Raw genomic sequence first — 16,175 nt, 5'->3', positions numbered from 1 at the left:
GTTCCCCATGAGAAGAGCGACGAAAGGCTTCTCATGGGGGACAGGTGGTTCGGCCGATACCGCCTGGAATCGCCCATCGGTAGTGGCGGTACCGGGCAGGTGTGGCGCGCGCACGACAGCACGACAGACCGGACGGTCGCATTGAAGGTGCTCGCACCGGACCTCGCGGCCGAACCGACCTATCGGGAACGATTCCAGCGCGAAGCCCGCGCCGCGGCCCGGCTGCGCGGGCGACATGTGGTGTCCATCCACAACTTCGGCGAAGAAGACGGCCGGCTGTTCATCGACATGCAATTCGTCGACGGGACAGATCTCGGGCTGATACTCAAACGCAACGGGCCCATGCCGCCGCCCCTGGCCGTCGACATCATCTCCCAGGCCGCCACGGCGCTGGACGAGGCGCATCGCAACGGGCTCATCCACCGCGACGTCAAGCCCTCCAATATTCTGCTGACCCGCAACAGGTTCGCGTACCTCATCGACTTCGGCACCGCGCACCGCAGCGGGCAATCGGCGATCACCTTGTCCGGCATGGTGATCGGCACGCCCGCCTACATGGCGCCGGAACGGTTCACCGGGCAGGTCGACGGGCGCTCCGACGTGTACTCGCTGGCCTGCGTGCTCTACGAATGCCTCACCGGGCGAAGACCTTTCACCGCACTCGATCCGGCGCAGCAGATGCACGCACACCTGACCAAGGACCCGCCCCGGGCGAGCGCGGCGAATCCCGCTGTGCCCGAAGCGCTCGACGAGGTCATCTGCCGGGCCATGGCCAAGGATCCGGACCAGCGGCCGGGCACCGCGGGCGAATTCGCCGCCGCCGCACGGGGAGCGCTGTTCCACGGTGCGGTCGTGGTCGAACCGGGGGCGGCAGCAGCGGCCGGAGCAGCATCGACCGAGCCGCTGCCCGAAGTGGCGCAGACGCGGCTCGACACCGAGCGGACAGCGGTCATCCCGCCGGACGAACGGCCTGCCAATGGGTCGAAACCCGGTGCGGGCGGCCTCGTTCCCGCCGATTCGAGCGGGCCGGGGCGCGACCGGATCGCGCCGGTCATTCCCAGGCGGATAGCGATCGCGTTGATCATCTTCGCGCTGCTGGCCGCCGCCGGTGGGACCGCCTGGCTGACCGGATTGGTCGCACAGGAGTCGCCCTCGCAGCCACAGCCCAGCCAGCAGGCGCCGGCGGTGGGACCGGGAGGCGGGGAGTCCACCACCATTCAGACCACACAACCCGTTCGGTCCGAAACGACCGCCGAATCGAATCCACAACCACCGCCGGCCGATTCGCGGCAGGAGTCGCCACCCGAGACATCCGTTCCCCCGGCGACCACCGCTCCGTCGAACGCGACCACCCAGCCGGAGGCCACGACGCAGCCCGAGGCGACGATTCCTCCCACGACCCCAGGCCAGTTCACCATCCCCACCTTCCCCGGCGCGCCGCCCGCCGGACGCCCCTCCGGAAACGGGAACGGGAACAACGGAAATGGGAACGGGAATGCCAACGGCAACGGCGGCGAAGGTCGTGGCAATGGCAATGGGCCGCCCACGTTCAGACCGCCACGGTGAGCCCGGTCCAAGCCGCCGGCAACCTCTGAGCGTTATGGTGATTCCTCGCAAAGACGAGAGGAAATCTGGTGGCAGATGGCTATCTGGGCCGGTATCGCCTCGACGAGCTACTCGGCAGTGGCGGTTCGGCTCAGGTGTGGCGCGCCCAGGACACCGACACCGATCGCACCGTCACGCTGAAGGTCCTCGCGCCGGTCCTGACCGCCGATCCCCAATACCGCAGGCGCTTCGAACGCGAAGCCCACGCCGCCGCACTGCTGCACGGGCCGCACGTGGTGGCCGTGCGCGCCTTCGGTGAACTCGAGGGGCGATTGTTCATCGAGTCGGAATTCGTCGACGGCCTCGACATCGAGGCGCTGCTCGAATGGGAGGGGCCGCTGTCCCCCGACGCCGCCGTCACGCTCATCGAGCAGATCGCCACCGCCCTCGACGAGGCGCACGCCGCCGGTCTGGTGCATCGCGACGTGAAACCACAGAACATTGTCGTCGCACCCGACAACACCGCCTACCTCATCGATTTCGGCACCGCCCTGCACGACGGGCAGACCACCATCACCCAAACCGGCATGCTCGTCGGCACACCCGCCTACATGGCTCCGGAGCGATACCACGGCCAGGCAACGGCAAGCTCGGACATCTACTCACTCGGTTGCGTGCTCTACGAATGCCTTACGGGCCAGCGACCGTTCCGCACCGGCAACCCAGCCCAGCTCATGCGCGCCCACCTGGACAGGATGCCGCCCGCCGCCTCCACCGTCGTGGACACAGCACCGACCGCACTCGACGCGATCATCACCCGCGCCATGTCGAAGGACCCAGCTGAAAGATATTTCAGCGCAGGCGAATTCGCAGCCGCCGCCCGAACCGCCCTGAGCAGCACCGAATCCACCGCCGCCCCGATGCGCGCCGAAGCCGCTCCCCTGGCCCACACCGAAGCCACCACCGTGGTGACGCGGGCACCGGCGACCGCCACACGGCCACTGCCGTCAGCTCTCCTGCGGCACAAAGGGCTCCGGTGGACGCTGGCCATCGCCGCCATAGTGCTGCTGCACGGCATTGCCTGGATCATCAAGGGCGGCGGCGAACACGGTGCGCCGCAACCGAATCAGCCGGCCGACTATCGACAACCGCAGCACGCATCCGACGCCGAGGATCGTCGCGCCGACCCCACCGCCGAGCCCAGCACGCCCGCCGAGACACCTCCGCTGCCGGTGATCTCTATGCCGGAAACCACTGCACCGCAGGTAATCACGGCTCCGACGCGCGAGCCGTCCGGCCGAGAACCGGGCGACGACCAGGCCGGGCGCGGCGACGGCAACCACAATGGCGGGAGTCGCGGCGGCGCCGGTGAGGGCCCGAACGGAGGCACCGAGAAGGGCTCGAGCGGAAACACCGAGGGAGGGCGAGGCGGAGATACCGATGGCGGCGCGGGAGGCACAGGCCGCGATGGCAATCACGGCAGGCCCTGACACCGGTGCGAATCACCGTCGCTCCACCCCGGTGAACGGCCTACCGGCTCCGGGATGACGGCGGAACGGGAACGGCAAGCCCCCCGCTGACCTGGCCGCTGCGCCGACCACTCGCATCAGCTCAGCCCGTGGTCACCGGTTCCGTTGTGCGCCCGGCCCGCTCCGGCCGCGCATCACTGCGCCACCGGATCTCTCGGGTCGTCCGGCGTGCGGCGGATCAGTACTCCGCGCGCAAGTGCGTGACATCTCCGGCGGAGACGGCGTGATCACCGATGAGGAGCCTGCCGTTGACATCGATTCCGGTCGCGATACCGGTGAGCACGTCACCGCCTGGGAGTTCGGCACGCACCTGGGCACCGAGGGTGGAGCAGCGCTCGCGGTAGGCCGCGGTCACGTCGGTGATATCCCAACCGGAGGCTTCCCAGGCGGTGAAGCGGCGGGCGAACTCGGTGAGGATGGCCGCGGCCAGGGCGGTGCGATCGACCTCGGCGCCCTCCAGAGTGAGCGAGGTGCCGTGGGCGACGGGGAGTTCGGCCTCGGTGAGGCTGACGTTCAGGCCGATGCCGATGACGACGGCCGGGTCCGGGCCGGGCGCCGCGAGCTCGGCCAGGATGCCGGACAGCTTCCGGCCGTCGACCAGAACATCGTTGGGCCACTTGAGAACTGCCTTCACGCCGGTGGTGGCGCGGACGGCGTCAACGACCGCGATACCGGTCAGCAGCGGCAGCCAGCCCAGTACCTCGGGGTCGATGCCGCGCAAGCGCACCAGGAGGGACATGGCGAGCTGGGCACGGGGCGGGCTCACCCAGTTGCGGTCGTGGCGGCCGCGACCGCGCTCCTGCGCCTCCGCGATCAGCACCAACCGATCCGTGTCCGGATCCGCCGCACGCGCAACCAGATCCGCATTCGTCGACCCCGTCGACTCCACCACGTCGATCCCGTTGAAGAATCGCGTCCCGGCGAGGCTGCTGCGCAGTCGCTCGGCCGCCAAGGCTGGCCTGTCGTCCATGCCCGCAGGCTACGCTGTGCCGCCTCCCCGGACCTTCAGCGCCCCGCGGAGAACCGTCGGCCGTGATGGGGGTAGAGCCGACGACGGCGCCCATGGACGAACCCATGGACGCCTCATCGGCCGAGACGAGGTCACCCTCGGTCGCGACATATTCCGCGGTGCGATCGCCGGTGTCGGCGGCCGAGCCGTTCTCGCTGCCGGCGTGCTCGGCGCGGAAATCGGGATCGGTGTACTTCGGCTGCGGCTCGGTGAACCGCCATGCGGTGAACGATGCCGCGGTCGCCCGATCTGCGTTGTGTTTACTCCAGCCCCACATAACCGTCTCCCCTGCTACCGGTTTTCGGATGCGACTCCAGGGTCCCCGGGGATGGGCGCGGAAGCGAACCATTTTCGAGCGGGGATACGCTATATGCGCAGGTGACAGGCGGTTTCAGCGGTGGGATGAATTATCCGGAGCGGACAGATCGAACGGTCCGGACGGTCGTGGAGCGAGGCTCAGAGTGCGTCGCGCGGCTGCAATCCGAGGGCTCCGGCGGTGAACCGGCGCACCGTCACCAAGCCGTCCTCGAGGGCCTCGGCATAGCCCGCGCGCGCCCACCCGGTCACCAGTGCGGTGCCCTCCGGTTCGGGCGTCACGCCGATCTCGGCCACCATCTCCGCCGTCGTCGGCACGCACACCGCCCACGAGAAGTGCGTCTCCGCGGCCCATTCCGAATTCCGCCGCGTCACATACTCCGGATCGGTGATGCCGCCGTCCGCCAGTGCGGGCCGGTCGTCGATCCGCTCGTCCGCGCGCAAGGCTCGCAAATACCAACTGCCCGCATTGATCTCGATCGGTTCCATCAGCCCTCATCACCTTCACCACGCCGCCGCTCCCGCCGCGACCGCCTACGATCGCCCGGACCACCCGGGCCACCACCGAACAACAGAATGAACGCCACCGGAATCAGCAGGAACACCAGCCACTGATGGGTCACGAAGAACAGCAGCACCGCAATGATCGGCACCAGCGGCGCGAACCGCTGCGGCACCCGGAACGGCCGCCGCTCCTTCACCAGCGAAACCGGCTTCTCCACCACCGGTTCCGGCAGATCCGTGAACACCTCGGCCAGATCGCCTCGCGTCACCGCCGCCGCGACCACCCCACTGCGCTCATCGAACTCCGCGACACTCAACCGCCCCGCCGCGAAATGGTCGGACAGCCGCTTCATCGCGTCCTCACGCTCCGCGGTACCGATGCGAATGTCCGGTAGTTCAGCCATAACACGACCATAGCGCCCCCACCCACACCGCACGTCCGCCCGCAGACGTAGGCCCGGACCCCGCCCGAACGCGTACGCCGGCCGATGCCGACACCGCTGTCGCGCGGCACACTGCGCTAGCCGTTCTGCTCCGTCTCGGGCGAGAACTCGTCCCACCGCTTGCCGCTGAGGAATGCGAACAGCGTCCGGAGTACCACCCACGCGAACAGCACGGCCAGAGCACCGAAGAAGATCAGCCCGACCCAGGACAGGCGATTGTTGACCGAGCGTTGCTCATCCATCGACTTCGTGGTGCTGCCGCCGCCGCTGGTGGTGCGGCATTCGTCACCGGCCTGCATGACCTCGGTGCCGCATTTGATCGGGCCGTCACCATAGATCTCGCCCTGGCAGCTCACCGCACCCCAACCAACCAGCAGCAGCAACGCCGTCCAGATCGTGAGGCTGAGGAGGTAGCGGGGGACGCTCTGGCCGTGGGATTGGCGTGGGGTCCCGGGCGGGGTTCCCGGACCGGGCAGTGGGTTCGGAGCCGGTGCCGGCTGTGGAACCGGAAACTGATGCGCGGCAGCAGGAATGATCTGCGGTAATCCGAAATCGGCTGTCAGACCGTGGGTTCCGGAGTTGTATCCCTGGCCGGGGTTGCGCACCTTCCAGCCGCCGTTGTGCCGGTACACCTCGGCGAGCAGCATGGCGTTCTCGGTCCGCAGGTCGTCGACGACCAGCGAATAGGTCCGGCCGGGCCCATCGTGCACCGCGGTGGTCAACCGGGCCCCAGCGAAGTTGCCCTGCGGCAGTACGGCCGCGATGACGATGCGGTCGATCGCGGGATCGATTCCGGCGAGGTCGATTTCGATCGCCGAGCCGCGCAGGGCCACCGACCGATTCGGCGTCGCACTCGCGAAATCTTTGCCTGCCACGACGTCCGCCGCGCCGCACACCCGGCCGGACGCACCCAGGCTCAGTGCGAAAAGCTCTGGCCGGTACTGGGTTCCGAGGAACTGAATCGCGACGCTCCCATTCGTGAGCACCGTATTGCCGCCGCGTCCGATCTCCAATTGCCTATCCCCCGAGGTGGTTCCGTACAGTTCGCCGAAGACTGTACCGACACAGCAGAGCAGGCCGTCACCCGTGGGGGACGGCCTGCTCCGGAAGCTGGTGCTACTTGATCTCGGCGAGCACGGTGCCCTGGGTGATGGCCGCACCGGCCTCCACCGACAGACCCGTGATGACACCGGCCTTGTGCGCGGTGACCGGGTTCTCCATCTTCATGGCCTCGAGCACCACGACCAGGTCACCGGCCTCGACGGTCTGGCCCTCTTCGACGGCGACCTTGACGACGGTGCCCTGCATGGGCGCGGTCACGGCGTCACCGGAGGCCGCGCCGCCCGCGCCGCCGCCGCGCTTGCGCGGCTTCGGCTTCTTGCGGACCACACCGGCGGCGGCGCCGTTACCGGCGGCGCCGACCGAGAACTGGCCCGGTAGAGACACTTCCAGGCGACGGCCGCCGACCTCGACGACCACCTTCTGGCGGGGAGCCTCGTCGTCCTCCTCGATGGCGACGCCACCGGTGTAGGGCTCGATGGGGTTCTCCCACTCGTTCTCGATCCACTTGGTGTAGACGTCGAACTTGGTGCCGTCGCCGACGAACGCGGGGTTCTCGACAATGTGGCGGTGGAACGGGATGACCGTGGCCAGGCCCTCGATCTGGTACTCGGCCAGGGCGCGGGCGGCGCGCTGCAGCGCCTGCTCGCGGGTCTCGCCGGTGACGATCAGCTTGGACAGCATGGAGTCGAACTGGCCGCCGATGACCGAGCCCTCGACCACACCGGAGTCGACGCGCACGCCGGGGCCCGCGGGCTCCTTGTAGACGACGACCGGGCCGGGGGCGGGCAGGAAGCCGCGGCCGGCGTCCTCACCGTTGATGCGGAACTCGAAGGAGTGGCCACGCGGGGTGGGGTCCTCCTTGATGGACAGCTCGTGGCCCTCGGCGATGCGGAACTGCTGGCGCACCAGGTCGATTCCGGCGGTCTCCTCGGTGACCGGGTGCTCGACCTGCAGGCGGGTGTTCACCTCGAGGAAGGACACCGTCTCGCCCTGCACCAGGTACTCCACGGTGCCGGCGCCGTAGTAGCCGGCTTCCTTGCAGATGCGCTTGGCGGACTCGTGGATCTTGGAGCGCACCTCGTCGGACAGGAACGGCGCGGGCGCCTCCTCGACGAGCTTCTGGAAGCGGCGCTGCAGCGAGCAGTCGCGAGTGCCCGCGACGACCACATTGCCGTGCTTGTCGGCGATGACCTGCGCCTCGACGTGGCGGGCCTTGTCCAGGTACTGCTCCACGAAGCACTCACCGCGACCGAAGGCGGCGATGGCCTCACGGGTGGCGGACTCGAACAGCTCCGGGATCTCCTCGATGGTGTGCGCGACCTTCATGCCGCGGCCGCCACCACCGAAGGCGGCCTTGATGGCCACCGGGACGCCGTACTCCTTGGCGAACGCGACGACCTCGTCGGCGTTCTTGACCGGGTCCTTGGTGCCCGCGGCCATCGGGGCCTGGGCGCGCTCGGCGATGTGGCGGGCGGTGACCTTGTCGCCCAGATCGCGGATGGACTGCGGCGAGGGGCCGATCCAGATGAGACCGGCGTCGATCACGGCCTGCGCGAAGTCGGCGTTCTCGGAAAGGAAGCCGTAGCCCGGGTGGATCGCGTCCGCGCCGGCCTTGGCGGCGGCGTCGAGGATCTTGTCGAACACGAGGTACGACTCGGCCGAGGTCTGGCCGCCCAGCGCGAAGGCCTCGTCGGCGAGCTTCACGAACGGCGCGTCGGCGTCCGGCTCGGCGTAGACGGCGACACTCGCGATGCCGGCGTCCTTGGCGGCCCGGATCACGCGCACGGCGATCTCGCCTCGGTTGGCTACGAGGACTTTCGTGATCTGCGCGTTGGCATGGTTGGGCACTGAGCCTCCTGTGCTCTGAAAACTTTCGTCTTGGGCGAGTGTAGGCAGTCTGCCAACAAGCGCCGAACCGGGCTAGGGCTACCCGGCAGTAGGGGCAAGCCGACTCGCCGGAAGCGACCCCAGGAGGCTACATCCTGGAGCCCGGTTCCCTCGTGGATCGCCGGAAATCGGCGTCCCCGTTACGACCGCGACGCTATCACCGGCGCCGGGCCCGGGTCTTCCCCGGTGACGATGGGTGCGCCCACCAGATTCGCCCACTCGGTCCAGGAGCCGTCGTAATTGCGCACTCCGGCCACGCCGAGCAGATGCGTCAGCACGAACCAGGTGTGGGCCGAACGCTCGCCGATGCGGGCGTAGACGATCGGTGCGCTGCCGTCGGCGACCGCGCCGTAGATGACATCCAGCTCGGCGCGCGGCCGGAAGCGCGAGTCCGCGCCGACCGCGGAGGTCCACGGGATGTTCACCGCGGTGGGAATGTGGCCCGAGCGCAGGGCCTGTTCGTCGGCGCGCTCCAGCTGCACGAGTTCGCCGGTGTACTCCTCGAAGACGCGCACATCGACCAGCGGGCTGCCGAGCTGGGCGACCACGTCCTCGCGGTACGCGCGGGCGACCTTGTCGTCGCGATCGACCACGGGGTAGTCCGTCACCGCCAGGTACGGCACTTCGAAGGCGGTGTCGCGGCCCTCGGAGATCCACGCGTCGCGGCCGCCGTCGAGCAGGCGGACGTCTTTGTGGCCGAAGAGCGTGAAGACCCATAGGGTGGCGGCTGCGGTGCTGTTGTACTTGTCGCCGTAGAGGACCACGGTGTCGTCACGCTCGACACCCTTCGCGCGCATGAGGGCCGCGAAGCGTTCACCGTCGATGACATCGCGGGTGCGCTGGTCGATCAGCTCGGAACGCCAATCGATCTTGACCGCACCCGGGACATGGCCGATGTCGTATAGCAATATGTCTTCGTTGGACTCGATGATCTTGAGTCCCGGCGCGCCGATGTTTGCAGACAGCCACTCTGTGGTTACTAGTCGATCAGGATGTGCATAGGAGCCGAACGTGGAATGCGGATCCGGGGCGACGGGCACGGTGTGGTCCTTCACGCGTGGTGGGTTAGGTATTGGCGGTAAGAATCTCAACACCGATCGTAGGCATGGTGCGGTTACGAAACTCGTTTCAGATCACGAATCGGGTGATTGGGCGAATTAAGCGCAGCTTCATCCGATAAAGTCTCCCGAGAGGAGGGGTGAGCTATGTCCGATTCTTGGCCGCGGCGGCGACTGCTCGCGATCCTACGCGGCGCCAGTGAGCCTCTCGACGCGCAGGAACTCGCCCGTGTCACCGGACAGCATGTGACCACGGTTCGTTTCCATTTGGATGTCCTCACCCGGGAATCACTGGTGCGGCAATTCCAGCAGCCACCGCGCGGTCGAGGGCGCCCGCGCATTGGATATGCGGCCGTGCAGCGATCGGTCGGCTATCAGGATTTGGCACAGGTCCTCGCCGACCAGCTGGGCAGCGATCCACGCCGTCGCTCCGACGCCGCCATCGCGGCCGGACGGGCCTGGGGCGCGAAAATGGAATCGGTGGACCAACCGGTCGAATCGCTCGAGGACGCGAAAGATCTGACGGTCACGCTGATGTCGGAACTCGGCTTCGCCCCCGAGCGCGACCACAATGGCGAAACCGACGAACAGGTCATGATCCGCATGACCGCCTGCCCGCTGCGCGAACTCGCGCGCACGCATTCGGAAGTCGTGTGCGGGGTGCACCTCGGACTCATGCGAGAAGTGCTGGACCGCAATGGCGGACGCGATCAGGTGAACGTCCGCCTGCACCCGTTCGTGGAACCGGAACTGTGCGTGGCGCGCCTGGAACTGCTCAAGACGCACGCGCCCGCGGTCCCCGGCGTGGAGGCCGAGGAGTCCGTGTCGCCCCGGCTGGCGCCCTCAACGGGACGTATCGCCCCACAGCTGCGCAATGCCGACCCCCACGTCGGCAAGCAGGCGACGAACCAGCGGTAGCCCGATCCCGATGACGCTGGACGGATCTCCGTCGATGCGGTCCACGAACCAGCCGCCGCGGCCGTCCAGGGTGAACGCACCGGCCACCTGCAGCGGCTCGGCCGTGGCGATGTAGGCGTCCAGCTCGTCCGGCTCCGGCTTGGCGAAATGCACTGTGGTGGAACTGCAATCGGAGGATTCCGCGACCACCGCGCCGTCGCGCACCCGCAGCACGCAGTGCCCGGTGAGCAGATCCGCACTGCGCCCGGCCATCTGCCCCCAGCGCGCCCGCGCCACCTCCGCGGTCTGCGGCTTGCCCTGCAACACCCCGTCCACGAGCAGCATCGAATCACAGCCCACCACAACGGAATCCGCGTACGCGGCAGCGCCGGAATCAGCGGCCAGCTGTTCGGCCACCTCCAGCGCCTTGGCCCGCGCCAGCTCCACCACCACCCGATCCGGCGTGGTGCCCGCGGGTAGCGCCGCCGCCACCGCGTCCTCATCCACATGCGACACGACGACAACCGGCTCGACCCCCGCATTACGCAGGACGCCGAGCCGGGCCGGGGACTGGGAGCCGAGTACGAAGATCGTCACGAGCCGTCAGTCTACGTTGGGATTCTCGCCGGACCGGATGGCCCAGCGCCGCCGCACAAGCTCTCCCCCGCCGCTGCGGGCGGGGAGGCCAGCGGCTCGAAACTCTCCCCGCCTCTGGGGGTTCGGGGGGCGAAGCCCCTGAGAGTTTCGAGAGTTGATCAATCCCGCAGGTGCGAGAGCGCCGGGAAGGCGTACGGCGAGAACGGGGCGGTGCCGCGGTGCGACAGGGTGGGGCGGCCCCACATGTCGGCCGGGCCGTTGTCGGCCGGTGCGGCGGAGGCCGAGGCCGACGCGGCGGCGAAGACCGCCACCAGAGCGGCGAGCTCCACGTCGGTCGGATTGCCCTTCAGGATCTGGATGGCCGGCCCAGCGCTGGGCGTCTCGGCCGCGGCGACGGCGGTATCGACTGCGTCCGCCAGTTCGTCATCGACGGCTAGATCCAGTTCGGCGGCGCGCAATACCTCTTCATCAGCCATGGTCGTCACAGCGCCAGTCCTCCTGTCCACTCGCCGCGGGTCACGCGGCTCGGTCCGCGGTCCGGAAAAGCATTCCGAATCCGCAAACGGTATTCGTTGCGGCCCCTGAGTGCGAGGGCCGCGTTCTTACCATCTTTGCTCGGATAGGGCGATCGTGCGCGGTACGAGTCACCTGACTCACATGTCAGTGTGCGCCCCACACCGCGCATATCGTCGATTCAGAGCGGAATGTTGCCGTGCTTCTTCGGAGGCAGCGACACCATCTTGCGCTCGAGCAGCCGCAGCGCCGAGACGATCTGACCGCGCGTGTGCGACGGCGGGATGACCGCGTCGACATAACCGCGCTCAGCCGCCACGTACGGGTTCACCAGGGTGTCCTCGTACTCGTTCTGCAGCTCGAGGCGCAGCGCGTCGACATCGTTGCCCTCGGCGGCCGCCTGCTGCAGCTGCTTGCGGTACACGAAACCGACCGCGCCGGACGCGCCCATGACGGCGATCTGCGCCGTCGGCCACGCCAGGTTCACATCGGCGCCCATGTGCTTGGAACCCATGACGTCGTAGGCGCCGCCGTAGGCCTTGCGGGTGATGATGGTGATTTTGCCCACAGTGGCCTCACCGTAGGCATACAGCAGCTTCGCGCCGCGGCGGATGATGCCGTTGTATTCCTGGCCGGTGCCCGGCAGGAAGCCCGGCACGTCCACCAGGGTGATGATCGGGACATTGAAGGCGTCGCAGGTGCGCACGAAGCGCGCGGCCTTCTCCGAGGCGTCGATGTCCAGGCAGCCCGCGAACTGGGTGGGCTGGTTGGCCACGATGCCGACGCTGCGGCCGTCCACGCGGGCGAAGCCGACGATGATGTTCATGGCGCGCTCGGCCTGGACCTCGAGGAACTCCTCGTCGTCCACCAGGCGCTTGATGACCTCGTGCATGTCGTACGGCTGGTTCGGCGAATCCGGGACGATGGTGTCCAGTTCCAGATCGGCCTCGGTGAGCGAATCCTCGATGCCCGCAACGGGATTCGAGGACGGGAAGCGCGGGGCCTCGGCGCGGTTGTTGCTGGGCAGGTAGCTCAGCAGATCGCGCACGTAGTCGAGGGCGTCCTGCTCGCCGGAGGCGACGTAGTGGGCGACACCGGACTTCACCATGTGGGTCTGGGCGCCGCCCAGCTCCTCCATGGTGACCTCTTCACCGGTGACGGTCTTGATCACGTCCGGGCCGGTGACGAACATCTGCGAGGTCTGGTCGACCATGACGACGAAGTCGGTCAGCGCCGGCGAGTACACGTGGCCGCCGGCGGCCGGGCCCATGATGAGCGAGATCTGCGGGATCACGCCGGAGGCCTGGATATTGCGGTGGAAGATCTCGCCGTAGAGGCCCAGGGAGACGACGCCCTCCTGGATGCGCGCGCCCGCGCCCTCGTTGATGCCGATCAGTGGGCGGCCGGTCTTGAGTGCCAGGTCCATGACCTTGACGATCTTCTCGCCGTACACCTCGCCGAGGGAGCCACCGAAAACGGTGACGTCCTGGGAGAAGATGCAGACGTCGCGGCCGTCGATGGTGCCGTAGCCGGTCACCACGCCGTCACCCAGCGGACGCTGGTCGGCGAGACCGAAGTTCACGCTGCGGTGGCGGGCCAGGGCGTCGAGTTCGACGAACGAGCCCTCGTCCAGCAGGGCGAGGATGCGCTCGCGCGCGGTCATCTTGCCCTTGGCGTGCACCTTGTCGACGGCGGCCTCACCCATGGGGTGCTTGGCCTCTTCCAGCCGATTGCGCAGGTCAGCCAGCTTGCCGGCGGTGGTGTGGATATCTGGGGCGCCCGCCGACCCCGGCGAAGGCTGCTGCTGGACACTCGTCATGACGGGGAGTGTAACCAGTACCAGTGGTCATTTGTAATCGTGTCTGGGCTACTCGCGAGTACTGTTATTGACGACACGCCAGCAAAAACACCCTGGTAGACGCGCGATTCCGACATTGTTGCTGTGAACCCCTACAGAAAATAGGGGCAGATTTCTCACTCTCCCCAGGCGGCTCGAACGGGTCAGCGCATGACGCCGGTGTGCCCGGTGGAGTAGCGGCCGGGCTGCGGCCAGATGGTCAGGCCGTGCGCGCCGTTGCCGACCTTGATGCGCGCCAGCAGCTTCCACTCGGCGATGTCGATGGCGTAGACCTCGCCGTGATAGCGGCCCGCCACCCAGAAGACGCGGCCGTCCACGGACAGATTGCCCATATCCGGGGAGCCGCCGCCGGGGATGAACCACTTGTGCACGAGCGCATTGGCGGCGAAGTCCCACACCGAGAGGCTGCCCTCGTGGCGGTTGGTGATGAGCATCTGCCTGGAGTCGCGGGTGACGTAGAGGCCGTGCGCGCCGTGACCGGTGGGCAGGAAGCCGGTGTTGTCGAAGGTCTTGGCGTCGAAGACATAGATGCCGTCGGCGACCATGTCGGCGACGTAGAAGGTGCGGCCGTCGGGTGACAGCTTCACGTCCTGCGGTTTGCCGCCGCGGCCCTGCGGCAGGTCGATCATCTTCACCAGGCTCAGCGCCGCGATGTCGACCACCGCCATGCGACCGCTGAATTCACAACTGGTGAGCGCGAAGCGGCCGTCGGCGGTGAAGTCCATGTGGTTGACGCCGGGGCAGTCCGGCACGGCGATGGCGTCGATCTTCTGCCAGCTGTGCGGGTCGTAGATGTCGATCGACTTGTCGGCCTCGGCGATGACGAGGGCGTACCTGCCGTCCGGGGTGAAGTACAGGTTGTACGGGTCGCGCACCGGAATCGGTTGCCCCGCCGCACCGGTGCGCGGATCGATGGGCAGCAGGCTGCCGCCGCCGATGGGCAGGTCGTTGTTCACGTACAGCGTCTGCAGGTCGTAGGACGGCACCACATGCTGCGGCTCCTTGCCGCCCGACGGGTAGGTGTCGATCACCTGGAAGGTCGCCGGATCGATCACCGTGACCGAATTCGATTCGCTGTTGGGCACGTACACGCGCGTGAGGTGACCGGCGACAGCCGGGCTCAGCTCGCGGGTCGCGGCATACACGTCCGTCGGCGAGAGCGGCGGCGGCATACCGGGCAGCAGGTTCGCCGCCGCCTCGGCGGTGGTGGGAGCGACGGTGGTTGACGGCGCGGCGGCCGTCGAGTCCACGGTTCCGGCCTTACTGCCCGAGCAGCCGGCGAGGACGAGGAAGCAAGCGATGACACCCAGGCGAGCACGGCGCGCTGTCACGCGGAGCACCGTGTCACACCGGCATTGCGGCGACCTGACATGGCACGAAGCCTAGGCGGTGACGGGTGCCCGCGCCGCCCCTTCCCCGCGTGTGGCGCAGACACGCACCCGCGCTTGACGCTGCAACCCTCGCATTCCGGACAGGTTGCGGCACAACGCAATACAAGCGACACCACACCCCGTCATCCCGGCATGCTTTTAGCCGGGATCCACAGAGCAACGCCCGCTATCCGTGTCGATCCCGGCCAAAAGCGCGCCGGGATGACGAGAGCGATCAGCTCAGCACGCGAGCCAGGGCGTCGACCGCCTCGTCCAGTTCGTCCATCGTCACGGTGAGCGGGGGGCGGAAACGGATGCCGCGCTCGCCGGTGCCGAGCAGCAGGACTTGCTCTTCCTCGCGGAGACGTGTCACGACTTCGTCGCGCAGCTGCGGGGTTTCGAGGGTGATGGCGCACATGAGTCCGCGGCCGCGGGGGTTGGTGACGCGGGAATCCTGTTCGGCCACTTCGATGAGGCGTTGCAGGAGGTGGGGGCCGAGGCGGGCGGCGCGGGCCGCGAGGTCCTCGTGCTCGATGACCTCGAGGATGCGGCGAGAGCGGACCATGTCGGCGAGGTTGCCGCCCCAGGTGGAGTTGAGGCGGGAGCTGACGTGGAAGACGTTGTCGGGCACCTCGTCGATGCGGCCGCCGGCCATGATGCCGCACACCTGGGTCTTCTTGCCGAAGGCGACGATGTCGGGTTCGAGGCCGAGTTGCCGGTAGGCCCAGAGGGTTCCGGTCATGCCGACGCCGGTCTGCACCTCGTCGAGGATGAACAGGGCGTCGTGCTGATGACAGAGGCGCTGCACGGCCTGCAGGAACTGCGGGCGCATGTGCCGGTCGCCGCCCTCGCCCTGAATGGGTTCGGCAATGAAACACGCTATGTCGTCAGGGTTTTCGGCGAAGGCGCGGGCGGCCTGGTCGAGGGCGTGCCGTTCGGCGGCCTCGATGTCGCGGCCCGGCTCGAGGAACGGGGTGTCGATGCGCGGCCAGTCGAATTTCGGGAAGCGCGCGGTCTTCACCGGATCGGTGTTGGTGAGCGAGAGGGTGTACCCGGTGCGGCCGTGGAACGCGCCGGTGAGGTGCAGCACCTTGGTGCCGAGTTCCGGTGCGCGCCCGTGCATTTCATTGTGCCGGGACTTCCAGTCGAAGGCGGCCTTGAGGGCGTTCTCGACCGCGAGCCCGCCGCCGTCGATGAAGAACAGGTGCGGCAGTCGCGGATCGCCGAGCACGCGCACGAAAGTGTCTACGAACCTTGCCATTTCGACGGTGTAGACGTCGGAGTTGCTGGGCTTGTTGAGCGCCGCCTCGGTGAGGTGGGTGAGGAAGCGCTTGTCGCCGAGCAGCGCCGGATGGTTCATGCCCAGCGCCGAGGAGGCGAAGAAGCCGAACATGTCCAGGTACGCCGTGCCGTCGCGCGCGTCCACCAGGCGGCGTCCGCGCGATTTGCGCAGGTCCAGAACAAGATCGAAGCCGTCGGCAAGAATGCTCGCGGCAAGGATTTCGTGCACCCGGGCGGGGGTGACCAGCTGCGTTTCGGCAACCGCCCTGAGCCGATCGGTTTCGAGGGTCACCACCCCAGCGTAAAT

At 68.0% G+C, this 16,175-nt stretch carries 14 protein-coding genes; 3 read left to right on the top strand and 11 right to left on the bottom strand.

The genetic code is table 11. From position 1 onward, the window contains the following. Positions 1-33 precede the first annotated feature (33 nt). Complete coding sequence (locus H0264_RS07145) at positions 34-1,566, top strand: serine/threonine-protein kinase (protein WP_181583232.1); 1,533 nt, start codon at positions 34-36, stop codon at positions 1,564-1,566. 68 nt (positions 1,567-1,634) lie between these two features. Beyond that, complete coding sequence (locus H0264_RS07140; RefSeq protein WP_181583231.1) at positions 1,635-3,035, top strand: serine/threonine-protein kinase; 1,401 nt, start codon at positions 1,635-1,637, stop codon at positions 3,033-3,035. Positions 3,036-3,252: 217 nt separating this feature from the next. Here H0264_RS07140 and H0264_RS07135 read toward each other — a convergent pair whose 3' ends face one another. The 6 genes from H0264_RS07135 to H0264_RS07110 all read right to left on the bottom strand — a co-directional run bounded on the left by H0264_RS07135 (position 3,253) and on the right by H0264_RS07110 (position 9,334). Further along, positions 3,253-4,044 (bottom strand): biotin--[acetyl-CoA-carboxylase] ligase, encoded by a 792-nt coding sequence (locus H0264_RS07135; protein ID WP_181583230.1) that lies wholly within the window; start codon positions 4,042-4,044, stop codon positions 3,253-3,255. A gap of 495 nt (positions 4,045-4,539) precedes the next feature. Next, positions 4,540-4,887 carry a hypothetical protein gene (locus H0264_RS07130; protein ID WP_181583229.1) on the bottom strand — a complete coding sequence of 116 codons (348 nt, stop codon included), beginning with the start codon at positions 4,885-4,887 and terminating at the stop codon, positions 4,540-4,542. Beyond that, a complete protein-coding gene (locus tag H0264_RS07125) occupies positions 4,887-5,306 on the bottom strand; it encodes a DUF1707 SHOCT-like domain-containing protein (protein WP_181583228.1) in 420 nt (139 codons plus the stop codon). Before H0264_RS07125 ends, H0264_RS07130 begins: the two co-directional genes overlap by 1 nt. A 116-nt stretch (positions 5,307-5,422) precedes the next feature. Continuing rightward, complete coding sequence (locus tag H0264_RS07120) at positions 5,423-6,358, bottom strand: TerD family protein (RefSeq protein ID WP_181583227.1); 936 nt, start codon at positions 6,356-6,358, stop codon at positions 5,423-5,425. Positions 6,359-6,461: 103 nt separating this feature from the next. Then, entirely contained in the window at positions 6,462-8,255 is a 1,794-nt protein-coding gene (locus H0264_RS07115) for an ATP-binding protein (RefSeq protein WP_181583226.1), read from the bottom strand. Between the two features lie 179 nt (positions 8,256-8,434). Next, positions 8,435-9,334, bottom strand: coding sequence for a sulfurtransferase (locus H0264_RS07110; protein WP_181585342.1), 900 nt, complete (start codon positions 9,332-9,334; stop codon positions 8,435-8,437). 165 nt (positions 9,335-9,499) lie between these two features. Here H0264_RS07110 and H0264_RS07105 point away from each other — a divergent pair, with 165 nt between their 5' ends. Further along, entirely contained in the window at positions 9,500-10,270 is a 771-nt protein-coding gene (locus H0264_RS07105) for a helix-turn-helix transcriptional regulator (protein ID WP_181583225.1), read from the top strand. Here the strand turns inward: H0264_RS07105 and H0264_RS07100 are convergent. The 5 genes from H0264_RS07100 to lat all read right to left on the bottom strand — a co-directional run bounded on the left by H0264_RS07100 (position 10,196) and on the right by lat (position 16,115). Next, positions 10,196-10,846, bottom strand: a complete 651-nt coding sequence (locus tag H0264_RS07100; protein ID WP_181583224.1) for a Maf family protein — start codon at positions 10,844-10,846, stop codon at positions 10,196-10,198. The genes H0264_RS07105 and H0264_RS07100 overlap by 75 nt on opposite strands. Positions 10,847-11,004: 158 nt before the next feature. Continuing rightward, positions 11,005-11,322, bottom strand: coding sequence for an acyl-CoA carboxylase subunit epsilon (locus tag H0264_RS07095; protein ID WP_181585341.1), 318 nt, complete (start codon positions 11,320-11,322; stop codon positions 11,005-11,007). A 218-nt stretch (positions 11,323-11,540) separates the two neighbouring features. Further along, entirely contained in the window at positions 11,541-13,178 is a 1,638-nt protein-coding gene (locus H0264_RS07090; RefSeq protein ID WP_181583223.1) for an acyl-CoA carboxylase subunit beta, read from the bottom strand. A gap of 182 nt (positions 13,179-13,360) precedes the next feature. Next, a complete protein-coding gene (locus tag H0264_RS07085) occupies positions 13,361-14,548 on the bottom strand; it encodes a YVTN family beta-propeller repeat protein (protein WP_181583222.1) in 1,188 nt (395 codons plus the stop codon). Positions 14,549-14,822: 274 nt separating this feature from the next. Further along, positions 14,823-16,115, bottom strand: a complete 1,293-nt coding sequence (gene lat, locus H0264_RS07080) for an L-lysine 6-transaminase (RefSeq protein ID WP_420832082.1) — start codon at positions 16,113-16,115, stop codon at positions 14,823-14,825. Positions 16,116-16,175: the final 60 nt, after the last annotated feature.

It is taken from the genome of Nocardia huaxiensis, assembly GCF_013744875.1.
Taxonomy (GTDB): Bacteria; Actinomycetota; Actinomycetes; order Mycobacteriales; family Mycobacteriaceae; genus Nocardia; species Nocardia huaxiensis.
This window is presented reverse-complemented; position numbering and strand designations above follow the sequence as displayed.